General features: G+C 72.0%; 23 protein-coding genes. 5 read left to right on the top strand and 18 right to left on the bottom strand.

The features are described 5' to 3' along the window. Positions 1 to 89 precede the first annotated feature (89 nt). From ACLBX8_RS27580 to ACLBX8_RS27555, 6 genes are all read right to left on the bottom strand, one after another. Entirely contained in the window at positions 90 to 629 is a 540-nt protein-coding gene (locus tag ACLBX8_RS27580) for a dTDP-4-dehydrorhamnose 3,5-epimerase family protein (RefSeq protein WP_447700886.1), read from the bottom strand. Further along, on the bottom strand, positions 629 to 1,537 hold the full coding sequence (locus ACLBX8_RS27575; protein WP_447700887.1) for an NAD-dependent epimerase/dehydratase family protein: 909 nt from the start codon (positions 1,535 to 1,537) through the stop codon (positions 629 to 631). The genes ACLBX8_RS27580 and ACLBX8_RS27575 overlap by 1 nt, the downstream gene beginning before the upstream one ends. Further along, positions 1,522 to 2,292 carry a glucose-1-phosphate cytidylyltransferase gene (rfbF, locus tag ACLBX8_RS27570; RefSeq protein WP_447716136.1) on the bottom strand — a complete coding sequence of 257 codons (771 nt, stop codon included), beginning with the start codon at positions 2,290 to 2,292 and terminating at the stop codon, positions 1,522 to 1,524. The genes ACLBX8_RS27575 and rfbF overlap by 16 nt, the downstream gene beginning before the upstream one ends. Positions 2,293 to 2,350: 58 nt before the next feature. Next, the gene (gene rfbG, locus ACLBX8_RS27565) at positions 2,351 to 3,439 is read right to left on the bottom strand and encodes a CDP-glucose 4,6-dehydratase (protein WP_447700889.1); all 1,089 of its coding nucleotides are present in this window, start codon (positions 3,437 to 3,439) and stop codon (positions 2,351 to 2,353) included. A gap of 36 nt (positions 3,440 to 3,475) precedes the next feature. After that, positions 3,476 to 4,420 carry a glycosyltransferase family 2 protein gene (locus ACLBX8_RS27560; protein WP_447700890.1) on the bottom strand — a complete coding sequence of 315 codons (945 nt, stop codon included), beginning with the start codon at positions 4,418 to 4,420 and terminating at the stop codon, positions 3,476 to 3,478. 210 nt (positions 4,421 to 4,630) lie between these two features. After that, a complete protein-coding gene (locus ACLBX8_RS27555) occupies positions 4,631 to 4,972 on the bottom strand; it encodes a hypothetical protein (protein ID WP_447700891.1) in 342 nt (113 codons plus the stop codon). Positions 4,973 to 5,036: 64 nt separating this feature from the next. Here ACLBX8_RS27555 and ACLBX8_RS27550 point away from each other — a divergent pair, with 64 nt between their 5' ends. After that, positions 5,037 to 5,369, top strand: coding sequence for a hypothetical protein (locus ACLBX8_RS27550; protein ID WP_056526737.1), 333 nt, complete (start codon positions 5,037 to 5,039; stop codon positions 5,367 to 5,369). Here the strand turns inward: ACLBX8_RS27550 and ACLBX8_RS27545 are convergent. From ACLBX8_RS27545 to ACLBX8_RS27505, 9 genes are all read right to left on the bottom strand, one after another. Continuing rightward, a complete protein-coding gene (locus ACLBX8_RS27545; RefSeq protein ID WP_447716135.1) occupies positions 5,354 to 5,800 on the bottom strand; it encodes a hypothetical protein in 447 nt (148 codons plus the stop codon). The genes ACLBX8_RS27550 and ACLBX8_RS27545 overlap by 16 nt on opposite strands. A gap of 126 nt (positions 5,801 to 5,926) precedes the next feature. After that, positions 5,927 to 6,259 (bottom strand): hydroxyisourate hydrolase, encoded by a 333-nt coding sequence (locus ACLBX8_RS27540; RefSeq protein WP_100253028.1) that lies wholly within the window; start codon positions 6,257 to 6,259, stop codon positions 5,927 to 5,929. Beyond that, positions 6,256 to 7,689, bottom strand: a complete 1,434-nt coding sequence (locus ACLBX8_RS27535) for an amidase (protein WP_447716134.1) — start codon at positions 7,687 to 7,689, stop codon at positions 6,256 to 6,258. The genes ACLBX8_RS27540 and ACLBX8_RS27535 overlap by 4 nt, the downstream gene beginning before the upstream one ends. Beyond that, complete coding sequence (locus tag ACLBX8_RS27530; protein WP_447716133.1) at positions 7,686 to 8,438, bottom strand: aspartate/glutamate racemase family protein; 753 nt, start codon at positions 8,436 to 8,438, stop codon at positions 7,686 to 7,688. The genes ACLBX8_RS27535 and ACLBX8_RS27530 overlap by 4 nt, the downstream gene beginning before the upstream one ends. An 18-nt stretch (positions 8,439 to 8,456) precedes the next feature. Then, the gene (locus ACLBX8_RS27525) at positions 8,457 to 9,275 is read right to left on the bottom strand and encodes an ABC transporter permease (protein ID WP_100253025.1); all 819 of its coding nucleotides are present in this window, start codon (positions 9,273 to 9,275) and stop codon (positions 8,457 to 8,459) included. A 17-nt stretch (positions 9,276 to 9,292) separates the two neighbouring features. Then, complete coding sequence (locus ACLBX8_RS27520) at positions 9,293 to 10,192, bottom strand: ABC transporter permease (RefSeq protein WP_447700894.1); 900 nt, start codon at positions 10,190 to 10,192, stop codon at positions 9,293 to 9,295. Then, complete coding sequence (locus ACLBX8_RS27515) at positions 10,189 to 11,232, bottom strand: ABC transporter substrate-binding protein (protein ID WP_447700895.1); 1,044 nt, start codon at positions 11,230 to 11,232, stop codon at positions 10,189 to 10,191. Before ACLBX8_RS27515 ends, ACLBX8_RS27520 begins: the two co-directional genes overlap by 4 nt. A 37-nt stretch (positions 11,233 to 11,269) precedes the next feature. Then, positions 11,270 to 12,364: an ABC transporter ATP-binding protein gene (locus ACLBX8_RS27510; RefSeq protein WP_447716132.1), complete on the bottom strand. Its 1,095-nt coding sequence runs from the start codon at positions 12,362 to 12,364 to the stop codon at positions 11,270 to 11,272. After that, a complete protein-coding gene (locus ACLBX8_RS27505) occupies positions 12,361 to 13,110 on the bottom strand; it encodes a maleate cis-trans isomerase family protein (RefSeq protein WP_447716131.1) in 750 nt (249 codons plus the stop codon). The genes ACLBX8_RS27510 and ACLBX8_RS27505 overlap by 4 nt, the downstream gene beginning before the upstream one ends. Before the next feature lie 176 nt (positions 13,111 to 13,286). On the opposite strand from ACLBX8_RS27505, the gene ACLBX8_RS27500 reads away from it, so the two are divergent. Continuing rightward, positions 13,287 to 14,015, top strand: coding sequence for a GntR family transcriptional regulator (locus ACLBX8_RS27500; RefSeq protein ID WP_447700898.1), 729 nt, complete (start codon positions 13,287 to 13,289; stop codon positions 14,013 to 14,015). A 114-nt stretch (positions 14,016 to 14,129) separates the two neighbouring features. On the opposite strand, the gene ACLBX8_RS27495 is transcribed toward ACLBX8_RS27500, so the two are convergent. Further along, on the bottom strand, positions 14,130 to 14,378 hold the full coding sequence (locus tag ACLBX8_RS27495; RefSeq protein ID WP_447683400.1) for a PilZ domain-containing protein: 249 nt from the start codon (positions 14,376 to 14,378) through the stop codon (positions 14,130 to 14,132). 205 nt (positions 14,379 to 14,583) lie between these two features. Further along, on the bottom strand, positions 14,584 to 16,116 hold the full coding sequence (locus ACLBX8_RS27490) for a diguanylate cyclase (protein ID WP_447700899.1): 1,533 nt from the start codon (positions 16,114 to 16,116) through the stop codon (positions 14,584 to 14,586). 824 nt (positions 16,117 to 16,940) lie between these two features. Here ACLBX8_RS27490 and ACLBX8_RS27485 point away from each other — a divergent pair. Further along, positions 16,941 to 17,168 (top strand): hypothetical protein, encoded by a 228-nt coding sequence (locus tag ACLBX8_RS27485; RefSeq protein ID WP_042675635.1) that lies wholly within the window; start codon positions 16,941 to 16,943, stop codon positions 17,166 to 17,168. 20 nt (positions 17,169 to 17,188) lie between these two features. Here ACLBX8_RS27485 and ACLBX8_RS27480 read toward each other — a convergent pair whose 3' ends face one another. Next, entirely contained in the window at positions 17,189 to 17,464 is a 276-nt protein-coding gene (locus ACLBX8_RS27480; protein ID WP_447700900.1) for a hypothetical protein, read from the bottom strand. 206 nt (positions 17,465 to 17,670) lie between these two features. Here ACLBX8_RS27480 and ACLBX8_RS27475 point away from each other — a divergent pair, with 206 nt between their 5' ends. Together ACLBX8_RS27475 and ACLBX8_RS27470 are read left to right on the top strand one after the other, a co-directional pair. Then, complete coding sequence (locus tag ACLBX8_RS27475; RefSeq protein WP_020094692.1) at positions 17,671 to 17,961, top strand: hypothetical protein; 291 nt, start codon at positions 17,671 to 17,673, stop codon at positions 17,959 to 17,961. Positions 17,962 to 18,237: 276 nt separating this feature from the next. Further along, positions 18,238 to 18,563, top strand: a 326-nt coding sequence (locus ACLBX8_RS27470) for a hypothetical protein (protein WP_447716130.1), incomplete at its 3' end; no start/stop codon positions are given.

Below are 18,563 nucleotides of genomic sequence, written 5' to 3'. Positions count from 1 at the left end.
CCCGGCGTGAGACTGACATCGGCGACGGGACCCGCCGCGATCGCGCCTGCGGTCCAGTCGGCGCGCCTGTCGCTGACTGGGCGCATGGCTCAGAACGGCGTGTGGAAGGCGTCGAGGCCGGGATGCAGGCGATCCCGGTCCGACAGGGTCGGGTACGCGATGCTCCAGTCGAACCCGAAGCTGTCCCAGCGGATCCCGGCATCGGCGGCGGGGGCGTGGACCGACGTGACCAGGTAGAGCAGCGTCGCCGCGCTGGAGCGCACGGCGAAGCCGTGGGCGCAGCCCTCCGGGATGTAGACGCCGGCGGGCGCCGCCCCGTCGAGGTCGAGGGCGACGGCGCGGCCGTAGCCGGGCGAGGCCCGGCGCAGGTCGAGGACGACGTCCGTCACTGTGCCGGACAAGCACCAGACGAGCTTCGCGTGCTGGTGGGGTGGCACCTGGAAATGCATGCCGCGGATCACGCCCCCCGCCGATGTGGAGCAGTAGACCTCGGCAAAATCGGTCCTCAGCCCCGCAGCGGCGAGGCTCGGCGCGTGCATCAGCTTGTGGAAGCTGCCGCGGGCATCGCGGCTGCCAGGCGCGCGGACGGCGAGCACGCCCGGAAGGTCGCTGGTCCGGATCTCGAACATCACTGCGCCGCCATCAGTTCGGTGAGGCCGCGATCCAGGCCGATGGCGGCGGACCAGTCGGGCAGGAGCGGCCCCATCCACGGCCGCATCACCTCCCGGGCCCGATAGGGCCGCGCCCCCCAGGCCACCGGAACGGGCCGCGCGCCGAGACGCTCGATGCGCGCCACGAGCGCGCGTAGCGAGAGCGTCTCGGGCCCGCGGAGCGCGAAGGCTTCCTGCATACGCGGCGGCGCCGCGCGGATCCTGTCCAGGGCGGCGCGGCTCCCCGACAGCACGTCGTCGACGTGGATCAGGTTGAGGCTCTGCTCGCCCGGGGACAGGTCGAGCCGTCGCCCCTCCCGCTGAGCCTGGAGCAGGGCCGAGACGAGCTTGCCGCGGCGATCCGCCGGTCCGTAGGTGTCCGGAAGCTTCAAGGTCAGGATCGCGAGGCCCTCCGCCTCGGCGTAGTAGGCCGCGATATCCTCGAAGGCCTGCTTGGTCGCCGCGTAGAGGGTCGCCGGATCGTAGCGATCACCCGCGAAATGCTGCCAGATCGTGCCGAAATTGACCATGTGCCGGACCCCGCAGCGCGCCATCGCGTCGAGGAGCTGCGTGCCGAACAGCAGGTTGGCCTGGATCAGCGGCGCCACATGGTCCGGCCCGTGGACGCCGACGAAGTGGGTGGCGGCGTGGATCACCGCCTCGGGCGCGAAGGCGCGCATCGCGGCGTGCAGCGTGTCCGTGGCGCCGTCGTGGCGCAGGATCGTCGCGCGCGGGTCGAGGAGCTCGGTGGCCGAGCCCGCCCGCACCAGGGCGCCGACGGCGATGTCGGCCTCTGCGAAGCCCCGGGTCAGGCGTCCGCCGATGAACCCGGTCGCGCCGGTGATGAGCAGGCGGCCGAAGGGCGGCGGCGCTACCACGTCTTCCACGGTGCCCGTCCCGACGCCCAGAGCGCCTCAAGGTTGGTCTTGTCCCGGAGCGTGTCCATCGCCTGCCAGAAGCCGTCGTGGATGAAGGCCTGCAGGTCGCCCTCCCGGGCCAGGCGCTCCAGGGGCTCGCGCTCCCAGACCGTCTCGTCGCCCGCGACCGTGTCGATCACCGACGGGGCGAGCAGGAAGAAGCCGCCGTTGATCCAGCCGCCCTCATTGTCGGGCTTCTCCTCGAAGGCCGTGACCCGGTCGCCGTCGAGGGCGAGGTAGCCGAAGCGCTTGTCGGGTCGCACCGCCGTTACGGTGGCGCGCTTGCCGTGGGCGCGGTGAAAGGCGATCTGCGCGGTGACATCGACGTCGCTGACGCCGTCGCCGTAGGTGAGCGCGAACATCTCCTCGCGCTCCAGGTGATGCCGGACGCGCTTCAGGCGGCCGCCCGTCATACTCTGGTCGCCCGTATCGACCAGCGTCACGGTCCAGGGTTCGGCGGTCTTCCGGTGGATCTCCATCCGGTTCTCGGCGATGTGCATGGTCACATCGCTCATGTGGAGGAAGTAGTTCGCGAAATATTCCTTGATGATGTACCCCTTGTATCCGAGGCAGATCACGAAGTCATTGATGCCGTGGCGGCTGTAGCCCTTCATGATGTGCCACAGGATCGGCCGGCCGCCGATCTCGACCATCGGCTTCGGCCGCGTGGCGGTCTCCTCGGACAGGCGCGTGCCAAGGCCGCCCGCCAGTATCACGGCTTTCACCGGCCGTCTCCCCGGCCCGTGGGGCGTGAGCGGAGGGTGGGGCGACGTGCGTGCATGATCAGGCGCTTTCCTCGTCTGCGTGGCCGGCTGCGAGCCGGCCATACTCCGCGATCTGGGCCGCGACGAGCGCCCGGGCGTCGGCGGGACGCGCGCTATAGTCGCGATACCACTCCATGGTCAGGCGCACCGTGTGGGCGAAGCCGAGCTGGGGGCGCCAGCCCAGCTCCGCCTCCGCCCTGGCCGCGTCGAGCTTGAGGATCCCGGCCTCGCGCAGGGCCGAGGCCTCGATCTGGACCGGGATGGGGTCGCCGCCCCAGGCGGTGAGCGCCTCCGCGATCAGCCGCCGCACCGCGACCTCGCTGGCGCGGGCCGGGCCGAAATTCCAGGCGCCGACCGCCGCGTCGTCGGCGGCGAGGAGCCGCGCGCCGAGCAGCAGGTAGCCGTGCAGGAGTTCGAGCACGTGCTGCCAGGGCCTGACCGCGTCCGGGTTCCGCAGTACGAGCGGCGCTCGGCTCCGGATGGCGCGGACGAGATCGGGCACGAGCCGGTCCTCGGACCAGTCGCCGCCGCCGATCACGTTGCCGCCGCGGGCGGTGGCGAGGCGCAGGCGCGATCCGGGCATCAGGGTCTGCCGGTAGCTGCCGGCCACGATCTCTGCGGCGGCCTTGCTGGCGCTGTAGGGATCCTTGCCGCCCAGCGGGTCGGATTCGCGGTAGCCCCAGACCCACTCGCGATTCTCGTAGCACTTGTCCGAGGTGACGCAGACGACCGCGTGGACCGAGTCGGTGTGGCGTGCCGCCTCCAGCACGTGGGCAGTGCCCATGACGTTGACCGCGAAGGTCTCGAGCGGGTCGGCGTAGGAGCGCCGGACCAGCGCCTGGGCCGCGAGGTGGAAGACGATCTCCGGACGGAACGCCGCCACGGCTCCGCGCACGGCCTCGGCCTCGCGGATATCCACGCAGGCGGATTGCATCCGGTCGGCGAGCGAGAGGTCGCGGAACAGGCTCGGCCGGTCGGCCGGAGGCGGCAAGGCGAGGCCCATCACCTCGGCGCCCTGATCGAGCAGCCAGGCGACGAGCCACGCGCCCTTGAAGCCTGTGTGACCCGTGACGAGGACGCGGGTGCCGCGGTAGCGCTCGAAGGTCATCTCAACGGTCCGGTCCGGCTGGGCATCGATCGGGGCTCACGCGACGGCCGGATCCGCCGCCCCCGCCGCGCCGGCCTCCGGAGGTGAGGGACGGCTCAGCGCGTCCCAGAAGAACCCGTACAGGTCGGGCGCGCTGATCCTCTGCTCCTGGGCGAACGGGCCGCACGCATCGAAGAACATCATCAGGACATACCGGATAAGCGCGGACTTGAGCGGGTCCGAATCGGCAAAATCGCCGAGCTTCGGCTTCAGCTGCTCGAAGAACTGGAACATGCCCGTATAGGCCTGCTTCGCCGCCGAAGTCGCCCGATGACTCTCCTGATTCTGATGCAACCGATACAGGAAGACGGCCTCGGGCGCGTAGAACACCTTCGACCCGCGGTTGAGAACGCCCACGAACGGGATCGTGTCGGAGAAGTAGGAGCCCGACAGCGTCGGCTGCCCGCCGGCGTCCAGCCACGCGGAGCGCCGGTAGAAGGTCGAGAAGATGGTGTTGATCTGGGAGTGGGCCGTCGGACTGGCGAAGTACTGCGTCAACCACGGCTCCGCGGCTTCGACCTGGGCGTGCGCCGAGAGCGGCTCGGCCCGGTGCAGGATCTGGCTCGCGCCGTCGATCAGGACCCGGCGCCCCAGCCCGACCTGAACGGCGTCGTCGGCCTCGAAGGCGGCCACCATCGTCGAGACGTAGGTGTTCGAGATGAGATCGTCGTCGCTCAGCAGTAGCATGTACTTGCCGCGCGCGTGCCGGACCGCGTCGGTCACGTTGGCCTCCATGGGCAGCGTGAACGACCGGGTGAGGACCGTGAGTCGATCGTTCCGGAGCTGGCCCAGGAAAGCGCCCGTGGCATCGGTGCTGGCGTTGTCGCTGATGATCAGCTCCAGGTTGCCGTAATCCTGCGTCGAGACGGAGCTCAGGGTCTGCGCCAGCAGCTCGAGACGGTTCAGGGTCGGCACGATTAGGGAAACCAGCGGCAGCGACATCGAACGGCTCTCTGACTGGATCGCCGAGGCGCCGGGGGCGGACGGCTCGGAGGCGCGCCGTGCGATTCGGACGGAACAGACCAAGAATGGCGTGACGCTGGGCAGACCTGCCAGAATCGAAGACCTGTGTCGATCAGAGCGCATGGATTCCGCCGTCGCTGGGCGTGATCCTCGATCGGCCCACGCCGCGCTCCTTCGGTGGACGAACTCTCAGGCCCTATCCCCGGGCAGACCCGCCCAGGCTTCGCGGACGAGCGCGAGGCGCCGCTCGGCCCGGGCCGCGTCCGCGTCCGCGACTTGGTCGAGCACGGCCTCCAGCGCCTCGGATCCGCCGAGCGCGGCGGCCGCCTCGCCCTGGCGGCGCATGGCGGAGCGGTGCGCCCGCATCGCCGGCCCGGCCTTCTGCCCGGCCTCGATCGCCTCCAGGGTGGCGATCAGGGCGGCCGCGAACGGGGCGACGTCGCGCCAAGTCGCCGCCGCGGGCGCTGGCTCGGGCGGGTGGGCACGCTCCGGCGGCGGTGCGGAGAAGTTGGTGGTGAGCGGGCGCTTCATGACGAACCTCCACGGGCGCGGTATCAGGGGGCCATCGGCCGGAGCGGAGCTGTACGAGGAGCGCATGGCCGAAAGGCGGAAGGGCACCGGGTCCGGCGAGGATAGCCTGTCGCGCCACATCCTCCCCAATGCCGGCACGATGGTCGGCGTCTGCACCACGCTGATCGGCCTCGTGAAGATCGCCGAGGGCTGGATCGGGCCGAGCCACGTCGACGAGGCCGCCGCCCTGACGGCGATCCTGTTCCTGGTCAGCGCGATCGCGTCCTACCTGTCGATCCGCCTGGACGACGGCGGCGATCTCTCGGTCACCCTGGAGCGCTGCGCCGACATCTGCTTCGTCATCGGGCTGATCGGCCTGACGCTGATCTCGGTCCTGTTCGCCTACGAGACGATCTGACGACGCGCGGCGCGGAGCCTGTCGGGCAGGGCCTCGCGGTCGGTCAGCGCCGCGGCCAGGACCGCGAACAGGCCGAGATGGTGGCCGAGCGCCGCCAGCCCGGGATCGCGCAGGGACCACAGGCCTGCCGCCCCGAGCGCCATGAGCGGCGGTCCGGCCACGTAGACGGCGCTCCGCCACCCGGCGGGCCGGCCGAGACGCCAGAAGCAGCCGGCCAGCGCCGCCAGGGCGAAGCCGCCCTTGAGCAGTGCCATGAAGCGGATCACCCGCACGAGGTCGGGATCGACGGGCGCCGCGGGGACCCGCGCGGCCGCGACGAAGGCCAGCGGAAGCGCGAGGATCGTCAGCGCGGCGAGCAGCAGGCGCGCCCGTGGGGCGCCGCGCGTCGCGGCCCCGGCCGCCGCCGGGATCGTCATCGCCTGAACCCGCATCGGCTTCCTCCTGCGCGCGCCGCGATCGGGGGCGAGTCTAGGCTCTCCGGAGGCTCCGGTCACCTCGCGGGGGAGGGCGGCCGGGCCGCGCCGTCGCGGGCCGGGTCCGAGGGCGGCGCGTGCGGCTTAACAGCCGCGGAACAGCGCCACCCCGAAGGCGGTGAATTTCAGCGGCAGGTGGCAGTGGCGGTCGGGGTCGTCGATCCGGAAGCGGATCGCCGCCTCCTCCAGGAACCCTTCACCCGCGGCCCCGACGAAGTCCCCGATGACGAACACGACCTCGTAGAGGCCGGCGGCGAGCCGCGTCCGCACGACCGGATGGTCGAGGGTCCCGTCCGCCCCGAGGCGGCCCTCGGCGATCACCCGCCGCTTCCCCCCGGGGCGCAGGACGCGCACGCGCATCCCCTCGGCCGGCCGGCCCGTGGCGGCGTCGACGGCGTGGAGCGACAGGCCGGTCACGGGGTCCCGTCCTCCCACACCATCCGCCAGGGATGGGCCGCCTCGTAGGCGGCCGCCATCGCGACCAGGGTCTCGTCGCCGCCCCAGGGCGCCACGAGCTGGAACCCGATCGGCAGCCCGGCGCCCGAGGGTCGGCAGGGGATCGAGATCCCCGGGCAGCCGGCGGCGTTGACGAAGCCCGTGAAGGTCGCCGAGCCGCGGGGGCCCACCGGCACCCCGGCGATGCGCGGCGGATGGGTGTCCTCCGCCGGCCAGGGTAGCGCCGCGGCCGCGGGGGTCATGAGGACGTCGTGGTCGGCGAACAGGGCGGCGAGGTCCCGGCGCAGCGCCAGCGTCATCCGCTGCACCTCGAACAGGTCGGCCGCCGAGAGGGCCGCCCCGGCCTCCGCCAGGGCGCGGATGTCGGGGCCGAGCGCGTCGCGTCCGCCTGGATGCGCGCGCATCAGCCACGCGATGCCCGCTTGGCCGAGGACCGGCCACGCCTCTGTGATGGCGCTCGCCGCGTCGAAGCGGCCGGTCTCGACCCGGTGGCCGAGGCCGGCGAGGCGCCCGGCCGCCTCGGCGACGCTGTCGGCGATCTCGGGATCGACCGGGGCTGTCCCGAAGGCCGGGACGTGGAGGATCCGCAGCGGGCGCTCCGGCACCGCGGTGGTCCCGAACGGGCCGAAGCCGTGCGGCGCGACGGCATCCGGGTCGGCCGCCCCGAGGATCCGCATGGCCGTCGCGAGGTCGTTGACGGTGCGCGCCATCGGCCCGACCACCTCGAGGTCGAGCATGATCGGCGGCAGCCCGCCGGTCCGCGGCACCCGGCCGGCGGTGGGTTTCAGGCCGACGAGGCCGGTATGGGAGGCGGGCCGGCGGATCGAGCCGCCCGCGTCGGTCCCGAGCGCCAGGGGCCCGATCCCGGACGCCACCGCCGCCACGGCGCCGCCGCTGGAGCCCCCCGGCGTCAGCGCCGGATCCCACGGGTTCCGGGTGACGCCGTGGACCGGGTTGCCGGTGTAGCCCTGGACGGTCAGCTCGGGGACGTTGGTCTTGCCCAGGATCACCGCCCCGGCCGCGCGCAGGCGCGCCACCGGCGTCTCGTCGCGGTCGACGGCCTGCCCGGCCCCCTCGCCCGCGTAGAGCCGGCTGCCCCAGCCGGTCGCGAACCCGGCGACGTTCAGGCTGTCCTTGACGGTCAGCGGCACGCCGTCGAGGGGCCCGAGCGGTCGCCCCGCCCGCCAGCGCGCGGCGCTCGCCGCGGCGGCGCGCTCCGCGCCCTCGGGATCGACGGCGACGAGGGCTTTGAGCACCGGGTTCACGGCCTCGGCCCGCTCCAGGCAGGCGCGGGCGGCCGCGACCGGGCTCGCCGTCCCGGCGGCGTAGCGGCGGCCCAGGGCGGCGGCCGAGAGGGTCCAGAGCGGGCCGTCCGCGTCGATCCGGGTCATGACTCCTCCTCGCGATGGGCGATCCAGCGGGCGAGCGGCCCGGCGAGGCCGGTGGCCGGCTTGGCGGGCGGGCGGGCGAAACGGCCGGCCCGCGGCGGCCGCATCCCGAGCCGCACCAGGGCCTGCGCTTGGCCCAGGGCGGCCGCCAGCGGGTCGACGAGCGGCACCGGCACCGCGTCCCGCAGGGCCGTGGCGAGGCCGGCGAGCGGCGCGCCGGCCAGGATCACGACGTCGGCCCCCTCCCCCACCGCCCGCTCGGCCAGGGCCAGGATCTCGGGCCGAAGCTCGTCCTGCACCTCGGTCACGGCCTGGAACGGCCGGCGCACCGCGTGGAGGCCGGCGCAGCGCGCCGACAGCCCGGCCAGCGCCACCGCGTCCTCGTACCAGGGCAGCAGGGCGGGCGCGAAGGTGACGACCGCGAACCGCGCCCCGAGCTGGCAGGCGGTCAGCATCGCGGCCTCGGCCATGCCGACCACCGGCAGGTCGAACAGCTCCCGCGCGGCGACCAGACCGGGATCGCCGTAGGCGGCGATCACCGCGGCGTCGTGGCCGGAATGGTGGGCGGCGAGCGTCTCCAGCACCGCCGCCCCGGCGAGCTGCGCCTCGGCCCGGCTGGCGATGTAGGGCAAGCCGGTCGCGGCGGTGAGCGCGGTGATGTGCGCGTCGGGGGCGAGCGCCGCCTCGGCGGCCCGGGCCATGCGCGCGGTCATCGCCGCCGAGGTGTTGGGGTTGAGGAGCAGGATGCGCATGCGAGGGCTCCAGGCGCTTCAGCCCGCCATCCGGCGGGACAGGCCTGCGGCCCGCTCCATCACGGCGGCGAGCACCACGGTCACGAGGATCAGCAGGCTGGAGGCCGCCGCCACCGTGACGTCGAGGCGGCCCTCCAGGTCCTGCCACATGCGGATCGGCAGCATGTCGGTGGCGGCGTCGCGCAGGAACAGCGAGACCGGGACGTTGTCGAAGCTCGCCATGAAGGCGATGAAGCCCCCGGCCAGGATCCCGGGCCGGATCAGCGGCAGGGTCACCCGGCGGAAGGTGTAGAGGCGCGAGGCGCCGAGCGAGGTCGAGCTCTCGAGGAGCACCGGGTCCATCTGCGACAGGGCCGCGACGGTGGTGCGGACCACGTAGGGCACGCAGACCACGGTGTGGCCGAGGACGAGGGTCAGCGGCGAGACCGGGATGCCGGCGAGGCTGAACAGCATCAGCGCCGCGAGCCCGAAGGCCAGGGCCGGCAGGACCAGCGGCGACAGGAACAGGCTGTCGAGGAGCCGCGCGGAGAGCCGCCGCGACCGGGCGATGGCGAGCGCCGCGGCGGTGCCCAGAACCACCGACAGCAGGGTCGTCCAGCCCGCCACCACGAGGCTGTTCCAGGCGGCGGCCCGGAGCTGCTCGGCCTCCGCGAGCGCCGCGTACCAGCGCAGCGAGTAGCCCGGCGGCGGGAAGCGCAGGGAGAAGCCGCTGGTGAACGACACGACCACGACGATCACGGTGGGCGCCGCCAGCAGGACGAGGCAGAGCCCGGCCAGCAGAAGCACCGCGCCGTGGAAGCTGAACCAGTCGAGATCGCGCCGCAGGCTCGTCCGCATGGTGACTCCCGGTGGCTTCAGGCGCGCGCGCGGCCGCCCGACAGGCGGCCCGCGAGGTTGAGGAGCGTGACGCAGGCGAGCACCGCCACGAGGAAGACGATCGCGATCGCCGCCGCGAACGGCCAGTTGTTGAGCGCGGAGGCCTGCTGGTACAGGTACATGGGCATGAACAGCATCTGCCCGCCGCCGATCAGCGACTGGGTGATGAAGGCGGTGATCGCCGCCGCGAAGGTCAGCAGGCAGCCCGCCACGATGCCGGGCAGGCAGAGCGGCAGCGTCACCCGGAGGAAGGTGCGCCACGCCCCCGCCCCGAGCGCCGCCGAGGCGTCGGCGAGGTTCGGGTCGATCCGCGACAGGGCGGTGACCAGCGGCAGGACCATCAGCGGCAGTTGCACCTGCGCCAGCGCCAGGACGAGGCCGCCCTCGGTGTAGAGCAGCTTCAGGGGCGCGTCGGTGAGGCCGAGGCCGAGGAGCGCGGCGTTGACGATGCCCTGGCGCCCCAGGATCACGATCCACGCGAAGGTCCGGACCACCACGCTCGTGAGCAGCGGCAGCAGCACGATCAGGGTCAGCAGGCCGCGCATCCGGCCGGGCGCCCAGGTCAGGAGCAGCGCCAGCGGCAGGCCGAGCAGGAGGGTCAGCGCCGTGACCTCGACGCCGAGCCACAGGGTCGCGCCGAGCACCCGCAGGGAGAACGGGTCGAGCAGGAACCGGGCGTACTGGTCGAGGCCGAACCGGGTCATGGCCGGATCGGCGTAGAAGCTCACGAACAGCAGCAGCGCCAGCGGCGCCAGGAAGAAGACGAGGAAGAACGCCCCGAGCGGCAGCGCGAGGCGAATGTCGTAGGCCGCCGTCCAGGCGCGGCCCGGGCGGAGGGGCGCCGCGACCGGGCCCGCCGTGGCCGGCCCGGTGCTCACACCCGGATCTCGCGGTTGAAGCGCTCGATCCAGGCCGGCCGGCCGCGGTTGATCGCGGCCCAGTCCTGGAACACGGACTTGCGCTTCAGCTCGTCCGCGTCCTTCGCCAAGACCTTCGCGACCTCGCCCTCGATGGCGACCTTCCGGTTGGTCGGCACGATCAGGTAGGGGCTCTGCATCAGCTTGGCCTGCACCTCCGGCGACAGGGCGGCCTCGATCAGCTTGAAGGCCAGCTCCTTCGACGGCGTGTTCTTGACGATGTGGATCGTCGTCTTGAAGGCGATGATGCCTTCCTTCGGTGCCGCGAACTCCACCGGCACGCCCCGGGCCTTCAGGATCTGGATCGCGTTGAAATTGCCCGGCCCGATGTCGACCTGCTCCTGCTGGTAGAGGGCCGCCAGGGCGCCCGGGTTGGCGGCGACGGCGGCGAGGTTCGGCTTGAGCGCCTCCAGCGCCTTGAAGCCCGGCTCGACGTCGGTCTCCGAACCGCCGTGCATCCGGGCGATCTCCACGAGGAAGCCGGTGCCCAGCGTCGAGTTGAGGTTGGTGATGCCGACCCGGCCCTTCAATTCGGGCTTCCACAGGTCCGCCCAGGAGGTCGGCGGGGTCTTCACCTTCTCGGGATTGTAGGTCAGGCCGACGATCTGGAAGAACGGCGCCGGGCCCATCGGCTCCTGCGCGTCCGCGATCAGGTCGCCGTAATGGGCGGACTGGGCCACCGGGTAGGGCTCGACGAGGTCCTGGGTGATGGCCGTGAGGGCCGGCCCCGGATCGTGCAGCATCACGTCGATCGGCGGGTTGGCGCGGGCCGCCTGGACCTTGGCGATCTGGTCGACCGAGAGCATCGGATCGAGGATCACGTCGCCGCCCGAGCTCTTGCGGAAGGCCGGCACCAGCACGGCCCGGTGCGCCTCCTCCCAGCTGCCCGTGAAGGTCGCGAAGACGAGCTTGCGCGCCTGGGCGTGGGACAGGCCCGGGAAGGCCTGCGCGGCGCCGAGAGTCAGGGCGCCGGCGAGGAGGCTGCGGCGGTGCAGGGGCATGGTCGGTTCTCCTGGCTCGGTGTCGGGCGGCTCGGCCTCAGTGTCGGGGATCGGGAAAGACGCCGACCCGCTCGGGTGCTGTCGGGCGCAGGCGCACGCGGGTGCCGGGGGGCCGGGGCCGGGCGCCTGCCGCGCGCGGCTCGGCGGTCTTCAGGCGGGCGCCGCCGTCGAGCCGGATCTCGTGGACCAGGGTGGCGCCCAGCGGCAGGCCGACCTCCACCGCGCCGTCGAGGCCGTCCGCGGCCCCTGCCCCCGCTCCCTCCTCCGCGAAGGCGACGTGCTCGGGCCGAAGGCAGGCGGCGACCCGGGTCCCGTCCGGCAGCGCCGTGGCGGCGGGGAGCAGGCCGCCCGCCTCCAGGGCCACCACGCGGGCGCCGCCCGGCTCCGTCGCGAGCCGCCCGTGCAGGACGTTGGCCGTGCCCACGAAGGTGTTGACGAACAGCGTCTCGGGGCGGTCGTAGACGTCGGTCGGGGGGGCGAACTGCTCCAGGCGCCCGGCATTGAGCACGGCGACCCGGTCGGCCATCGACAGGGCCTCCTCCTGGTCGTGCGTGACGATTAGCGTGGTGGTGCCGGCGCTGCGCTGGATGCGCTTGATCTCGATCTGCATGTCGAGGCGCAGGTTCTTGTCGAGGGCCGCGAAGGGCTCGTCGAGGAGCAGGATCGAGGGGCGCACGGCCAGCGCCCGGGCCAGCGCCACCCGCTGCTGCTGGCCGCCCGACATCTCCCGCGGGAAGCGCCCGGCGAGGTGCTCCAGGCGCACCAGCGCCAGCATCTCGGCGACCCGCGCCCTCTGCTCGGCCCGCCCGACACCCCGGGCCGCGAGGCCGTAGGCGACGTTGTCGGCGACGCTCATGTGCGGGAACAGGGCGTAGTTCTGGAACACGATGCCGACGCTGCGCCGGTTCGGCGGCAGGTGGTCGACGGCCTGACCGCCGATGATGACGCGCCCCTCCGTGGGCTTCAGGAAGCCCGCCACCGCGCGCAGCAGGGTGGTCTTGCCGCAGCCCGAGGGCCCGAGCAGCGCGATGAGCTCCCCGCCCCGGATGTCGAGGGTCACGGTGTCGACGGCGAGCGTCGACCCGTAGCGCTGGGTGATCCCGTCGAGGATCAGGGTGGTCCCGGCGCTCACGGGCGGCCCGCCCCGCCCGCCGCGAAGGCGCGGCCGTGCGCGGCGAGATGCGCCGTCGGGCAGCCCGCCAGCTCCAGGCCCTTCCACAGGGTGACGGCCACGGAATCGACCACCGGCACGCCGAGTTCCGCCTCCAGGGCCGGGGCGAGCGCGGCGCCCGCGAGGTTCGTGCACACGATCGCCACCGCGTCGACGCCCTCGGCCGCCACCGCCCGGACCATGCCGGCGACGGCCTCCGGGCCGGTCTCGGCGAAGGCGAAGTTCTCCGACAGGCCGAGGTGGCGCTCGGCGGCGCAGTCGAAGCCGGCCGCGCCCCAGTTTTCCTGGATCCGGCGCTGCACGTCGCCGGTATAGGGCGTGGCGAGGCCGATCCGCCGGAAATCCCGGGCGCGGAACAGGTCGCGGAAGGCGAGCGCGGCGGTGGAGGCCGGGCACCCGGTCCGGTCGGTGATCGCGGCGCTCAGGCGCTCGTCCGCGTCGAAGCCGAGCCACGCGCCGGAGGTCCCGTTCCACAGGATCGCGGCGACGCGGGCATCGGCGAGCAGTTCGGCCGCCGCCAGGATCGGCTCGGGGTCGAACTGGTCCAGGGCCGCCGCCGACAGGCCGATCTCCGTCACGCGGAAGCGGGCGAAGTGGGCGCTCACGCCCGCGAGGCCGGCCAGCAGATGCGCCGTGGCCGGCTCGAGGACGCTGTTCGACGAGGGCGTCAGCATGCCCAGACGCGTCGTGCCGTTCGCTCGTTCCATGGAATCCATCCCCGATACGTGAAGCATCCGACAGGCCTGGGCAGGCGACAAGGCATTTTCTGCATGCTGCATGCAATTTGCGCAAATGCATGATATGGCAGCGCAAGCCGCCGAAAAATAGGTCATCGATCGGGCGGCCGGACGCGCTAGGCTGGCGCGGGAGAACGGGAGGATCGATGGACGTCGTCGCACGCCGCCGGGGCCGGCCCCGCAAGGCGCCGGTCGTCCCGGCCGCGCAGGTGCCGCGGACCGGGCTGCACGAGCAGGCGGCGGGCCGGCTCAGGGACATGATCGTGCGCGGCGTGCTGCCGGCCGGCGCGTCCCTCGTGGAGACGGACCTCTCTGTGGCCCTCGGGGTCAGCCGGACACCGTTGCGGGAAGCGCTCAAGCTCCTGGCCGCGGAGGGGCTGGTCGAGCTGCACCAGAACCGCAGCGCCCGCGTCCCGGACTGGACGCCGGAGGAGATCCTCGAACTGTTCGAGGCGCTCGCCGGGATCGAGCGGCTGACCGCGGAACTCGCGGCGCCGCGGATCTCCGAAGCCCTGATGGACGCGCTGCGCGGCAAGCAGGCGCAGCTCGACCGGATGCACCGGGACCAAGTGCTCGACGCCTATTTCGCCCTGAACCAGGAGATCCACCGGACGATCGTCGAGGCCGCCCGGAACCGTCCGCTGGCGGAGGCCCACGCGGCGCTCCAGGCCCGAGCCCAATGGGCGCGCCTGCGCGCGCTCTCCAGCGGCAGCCGCTGGGAGGAATCGGCCCGCGAGCACCGGGACCTGTTCGCGGCCCTCGCCGCGCGGGACGCCGCCGCGGCCGGGGCCGTCGCCCACCGCCACGTGCTGCGGACCGGCGTGGTGATCGCCGAGACGCTCCAGGCCCGGCGCGCGGACCCCGCGGCGCGGTAACGAAGCGTTAACCCTGTCGTCGCATCGGTGGGTCACCAGCCGGACGCTGGCCTTCCACGCTCATCCGATCCGCCCCTCAACACGGGTGGGCGTGGAAGCCTCGGCCGCCGCCCGTCAGGCGTCGCCGAACGCGACCCCGAGCTCGGTCTCCTGGCGCCACGTGACCCGGGCGGGCCGGCGCCGGCCGCTGCCGCCGTAGGCGAGCACGAAGGCGTCCGGCACGCCGATCACGCTGACGACCTTCAGGCGGGCGCCCCCGTCCGACATGTTGCGGATCGTGCAGTCGATCACGCCGCCGCCGGCGAGTTCGATATGGCCCTCGAGCAGGGTCCGTCTGCGGGGCGCGGCGCGTCTGTCGTCCATCCTCGTTACCCTATGGTTGCGGGCCGGATCCCTCCGGATCCGCGCGCGCTCCGCCGGCCCGGGGCACGGATGATCGATCCCGCCCGTCCCGTCCCGGCGCGACGCCGTCGGGCCCGATCCGGGCCGTCCGCCATCCTGCCCAGCAGACCACGGCGTTCGTGTCGATTCCGTCAAAGCGCTCTGCGAAGCCGCGGCGGCGCGCCGGTCAGGACGTCCGCACGAGCTGCAGGGCGCCCCGCGGGGACGGCGGCGCGACGCTGCGGGTCTGGTTGCGCCCGCCGTTCTTGGCCTCGTACAGGGCGCCGTCCGCCAGGCGGTAGGGATCCGACAGCGGCGTGCTCCGGTCGGCACCCGGCCGGACGGCCGCGAGCCCGATGCTCACCGTCACGGCACCGGCCCCGATCCCGGCCGACGTGACAGTCAGCTTGGCCACCTCGGCGTGGACCGTGTCGGCGACGCGCAGGGCGCCGGCCTCGTCCGTCTCGGGCAGGAGCAGCGTGAACTCCTCGCCGCCGATGCGGCTGACGAGATCCTGGGGGCGGTGCACGCTCGCCGCGAGGCAGCGGGCCAAGCCCCGCAGGATCTGGTCGCCCACCGGGTGCCCGTAGCGGTCGTTGAAGCGCTTGAAATGGTCCGCGTCGACGATGAGCAGCGACAGGGGCTGACCGTCGCGCCGGGCCGCGTCCAGATTCCGCCGGAGGGCGTCCTCGAAGCAGCGGCGGTTCGGCAGGCCGGTCAGGGCGTCGGTGCGCGACAGCGCCGCCATCTCGGCCCGCAGCGCCTCGCGGCGACGCAGCTCCCGCCCGAACAGGAGCGACAGCGCGATCGTGAGGCCGCACAGCGCCAGCACGATGCCGCCGATGATCGTCGCCTTCGCGGCCCACTCCGCCTCCACGTCCTTGGTGGACAGGGCGACGTTCAGGATCAGCGGCAGATTTCCGATCCGCGTGAACGTGTAGTTCCGCTCGACGCCGTCGCGCACGGAGGTGCTGACGAAGTTGCCGCGGCCCTCGCGCAGGAACCGTTTGAAGATCGCGGTCTGCCCGATATTCGCCCCGAGATCCGCCTCCACGTAGGGGTAGCGCATCAGGCGGGTACCGTCGGTCAGGTACAGGTTGATGGCCCCGCCCGGTCCGAGATCGATCTCGCTGAACAGGTGCGTGAAGTAGGACAGCTTCACGGTGCCCAGGACTACGCCGCCGAAGCTGCCGTCGGGCCGGTCGATGCGGCGGCTGAACGGGAGCATCCGCTCCCCGTTGAGCCGCGACACGATCGGGCGCCCGACATGGAGGCCGAGCCCGGTGCTTGCCCGGTGGACCTGGAAGTACTCGCGGTCCGCGTAGTTGCCCGGGCGCGGCGGCACGGCTGCGATGTCGCCGACGGCGTCGCCCCGCTCGTCCAGGATCAGCATCACGCCCATGTCGCGGGCGGTCGCGGCGCGGTCGAACAGGATGAGCTGGCGCAGGTGCGGGTCGGCCTCGGCCAAGCCCGGCACCTTCAGGTTGTCGACCGCCGCGTGGATCGAGAGATCGTACATCTCGATGTTGCGCGCGATGTCGCGCTCGAGGACCTGCAGGAGGTTCCAGGAGGTCTGCTCCGCGCTTGTCCAGGCGTCGCGGCGCAGGTCGGCCAGCATGAGACCGGACATCACGACCATGCCCAGCGGGGCCAGGATCCCGAGGACGATCCAGGTGCGGGCCGAGCCGAGCCACGGGGCGACGCGTCGCCAGACGTTCATCGGCCCCCCGCGGACGGCGCTTCGTTGCCACGCTCTGGCACGCCGAGCCTTAACCGCCGCTTTCGCGGCGGTCGGGCCGGTCTTACATCCCGGCGTCTCTGTCCACGATCCGAGACACCTCGTTGATCGCGCCGCGCGGCCTTCCGGGTCCGCGCCGGTCGGCGGGAAATGCCGCGTCACGGGCGCGCCGGGGATGTCGGCGACTGCCGCTATGAGACTCAAGCCATGGCCGGCGGTCCGGCGCGCGGTCGACGCGGCGGAAGACCTCGCTGCACTTCCCCGGCCTCAACCCAGCCCTGGCTCTGCGCGGCGAGCCGTTGTCGGTTCCGACGGCGACCGGCTTCATACGCCCTTCGGCATCGCGATCCTGAACGGCGTCGTGCTCGCGAGCGACCTCCGCGATCTGGAGGCGTCCAACTCCGGCGTCCGGGAGGCCGCCACCCACGCCGCCGCGAAGCCGCTGCGGCCTGTGATTATGGCGGCTCACCTTACGGCACTGGACTTCCGGCTGTGGCGTTCTCGACCAGCGCCCGCGCGGAGGTGCGGCGGCCGCTCGCCACCGCGGTGATCGGGGGCCTGATCGCCGCGACCCCGCTCACCCTGGTGCTGCTGCCGGCGGTCGATACCACCGTCGCTGACCTTCACCGCCCTTCGAGTGGTCCCGGCCCCCTCCCGGCTACGGTTCCAAAGCGCGGCGGCGCGCGGCGACTGACCCGTGAACGCGACAAAGTATCCGCAATCGGTATGTGGATACGCAATTCTGTGCTGATGCCGGGACGATGCTCAGGCGACTATGCTGAGCTGACACGGAGCGGGAGTCCGGCATGTTGGACGGCGACGCCTTTGCCCACGAGATCGCGGCGCTCCTGATCGCCGACATCAAGACCTCCGGCGCGCGCACGCGCGGCGAGATCGAGGAGGCCTGCCGGATCTCCCTCGAGAGCCTGCTCGGCGGCACCGCGGTGCCGCCGCAGATCGCCGTGCTGATGCCGATCGGCCTGGAGCGGTGGCCGCGGGTGGTCGTGAAGGGACGGCCCCTGCCCGACGTGTAGGCCGGCGCCGCTCGCCCCCCTCAGCGGCCGATGACGCCGGTGCCCCCGGTCGGGCCGATGGCGTTCGGCCCGGTATTCGGAGCGGGCGTCGCGGCTTGGTTCCTCTGGATGTCCATCCGGAGCGTATTGCTCTGGGTCGTCTGCTCCTGTCGCAGAGCGCGGACCTGACCGCTGGTCTCCATGGATTGGTTGGCAGCGTTCGGATTGTTCTGCTGCACCTGGGCCAGGGCGGGTGTCACGGGGGCCGCGGCCAGACCGAGGCTCGCGGCGGTGAGCGTGGCGATGAGGGGGCGCATTGAAAAGCTCTCGCGCTGAGGGATCCTGCGGAGTTGACACGCCGACCGCCCGCCAAGTTCCATTCCGGTCGCGTCAGGTTGCCGTCCTCGCCGTTTGGCGGGGTGGTTAGCCAATTCCTGCCGACCGACGGCGTTCTTCACGCCTTGTTAACGCATCGGGGCAAGGCTGTCGGTGGCGTAGGGTGCGGGACGTTGAGAGGGGCGTGATGCGGGCCTTGTCGGCGGAGGATGAACAGGCTGTCGATCGGCTCACGCTGCAGCTTCTTCACGACGCCTATTGCGACCTCGCGGCGGTCCTGCGCGGCGCCCAGCCCCAGGCGGCCGCGGCGATTCTCGGGGTCATGGAGCAGCGCGTGACCGACGTCCTGACCCGGATCTGCCGGCAGGGTTCGGAAGGGGCGGCCTCGGTGGAGATAGCCGTCGCCGTCGGCGAGCGGATCGGCGAGATCATGGATCAGGCCCACGGACGGGACGTCGCCGGCACGCGAGCCGCTTGATTTGGAGTGATCACGAACGTCGGCGCAACCAGCGTGTTCTACGCCCTGCGCATACTCTACCATTCAAGGCTCAGCTGAACTTACGGGCCGCGCAAACTAATTTTTGACTTAAATGATGTGATGTTTTAGTTTTCGAATATAAGCATCCTGGATCGCAATCGTCAATTTTTGTATTACTCAGCTCGCATGCAATGCCTCGCCGCTGCAAAAATATCTTCATAATTATATTGCCTCGGGTCGAAAAGCCAGCTTATGGCTTTGTGGAGCCATTGCGGCGTGTTCGAAGTCCTTGTGTTGTTTGGCGGCATAAGTTTTGATGGGAGTTTTAGGGGAGTCCAGATCCTTCATGCCGTATCCAATTTGCATTTCGAGTATATCTCTCGAAGTATGCAAATTTTTGCTTCGTTGTTCCATCTTGTCACGGGCGTGGCGCCATTTGATGGCGCGGACTTTCATTGTGACGCGGCGGTCCTGGTGGAGTGCACCCTGTTTGACCGGACAGGCAGCGGGGCGGGTTTAGGCAGTCCGGCTGAGGTACTCTCGGGGCGAGAGCATGCGCAGGCCGGAGTGCGGGTGGATGGTGTTGTAGTCCTCGAACCAAG

Source organism: Methylobacterium sp. D48H (assembly GCF_053345715.1).
The sequence above is the reverse complement of the archived record's forward strand: the minus strand, read 5'-3'. Positions and strand labels throughout refer to the sequence as shown.

What these genes read in the sequence shown, in the direction of transcription:
- ACLBX8_RS27580 (WP_447700886.1), bottom strand. Translation starts at nt 629, where the DNA reads ATGTTCGAGATCCGGACCAGCGACCTTCCGGGCGTGCTCGCCGTCCGC.
- rfbG (WP_447700889.1), bottom strand. Translation starts at nt 3,439, where the DNA reads ATGACCTTCGAGCGCTACCGCGGCACCCGCGTCCTCGTCACGGGTCAC.
- ACLBX8_RS27560 (WP_447700890.1), bottom strand. Translation starts at nt 4,420, where the DNA reads ATGTCGCTGCCGCTGGTTTCCCTAATCGTGCCGACCCTGAACCGTCTC.
- ACLBX8_RS27555 (WP_447700891.1), bottom strand. Translation starts at nt 4,972, where the DNA reads ATGAAGCGCCCGCTCACCACCAACTTCTCCGCACCGCCGCCGGAGCGT.
- ACLBX8_RS27550 (WP_056526737.1), top strand. Translation starts at nt 5,037, where the DNA reads ATGGCCGAAAGGCGGAAGGGCACCGGGTCCGGCGAGGATAGCCTGTCG.
- ACLBX8_RS27545 (WP_447716135.1), bottom strand. Translation starts at nt 5,800, where the DNA reads ATGCGGGTTCAGGCGATGACGATCCCGGCGGCGGCCGGGGCCGCGACG.
- ACLBX8_RS27535 (WP_447716134.1), bottom strand. Translation starts at nt 7,689, where the DNA reads ATGACCCGGATCGACGCGGACGGCCCGCTCTGGACCCTCTCGGCCGCC.
- ACLBX8_RS27530 (WP_447716133.1), bottom strand. Translation starts at nt 8,438, where the DNA reads ATGCGCATCCTGCTCCTCAACCCCAACACCTCGGCGGCGATGACCGCG.
- ACLBX8_RS27525 (WP_100253025.1), bottom strand. Translation starts at nt 9,275, where the DNA reads ATGCGGACGAGCCTGCGGCGCGATCTCGACTGGTTCAGCTTCCACGGC.
- ACLBX8_RS27515 (WP_447700895.1), bottom strand. Translation starts at nt 11,232, where the DNA reads ATGCCCCTGCACCGCCGCAGCCTCCTCGCCGGCGCCCTGACTCTCGGC.
- ACLBX8_RS27505 (WP_447716131.1), bottom strand. Translation starts at nt 13,110, where the DNA reads ATGGAACGAGCGAACGGCACGACGCGTCTGGGCATGCTGACGCCCTCG.
- ACLBX8_RS27500 (WP_447700898.1), top strand. Translation starts at nt 13,287, where the DNA reads ATGGACGTCGTCGCACGCCGCCGGGGCCGGCCCCGCAAGGCGCCGGTC.
- ACLBX8_RS27495 (WP_447683400.1), bottom strand. Translation starts at nt 14,378, where the DNA reads ATGGACGACAGACGCGCCGCGCCCCGCAGACGGACCCTGCTCGAGGGC.
- ACLBX8_RS27490 (WP_447700899.1), bottom strand. Translation starts at nt 16,116, where the DNA reads ATGAACGTCTGGCGACGCGTCGCCCCGTGGCTCGGCTCGGCCCGCACC.
- ACLBX8_RS27485 (WP_042675635.1), top strand. Translation starts at nt 16,941, where the DNA reads ATGTTGGACGGCGACGCCTTTGCCCACGAGATCGCGGCGCTCCTGATC.
- ACLBX8_RS27480 (WP_447700900.1), bottom strand. Translation starts at nt 17,464, where the DNA reads ATGCGCCCCCTCATCGCCACGCTCACCGCCGCGAGCCTCGGTCTGGCC.
- ACLBX8_RS27475 (WP_020094692.1), top strand. Translation starts at nt 17,671, where the DNA reads ATGCGGGCCTTGTCGGCGGAGGATGAACAGGCTGTCGATCGGCTCACG.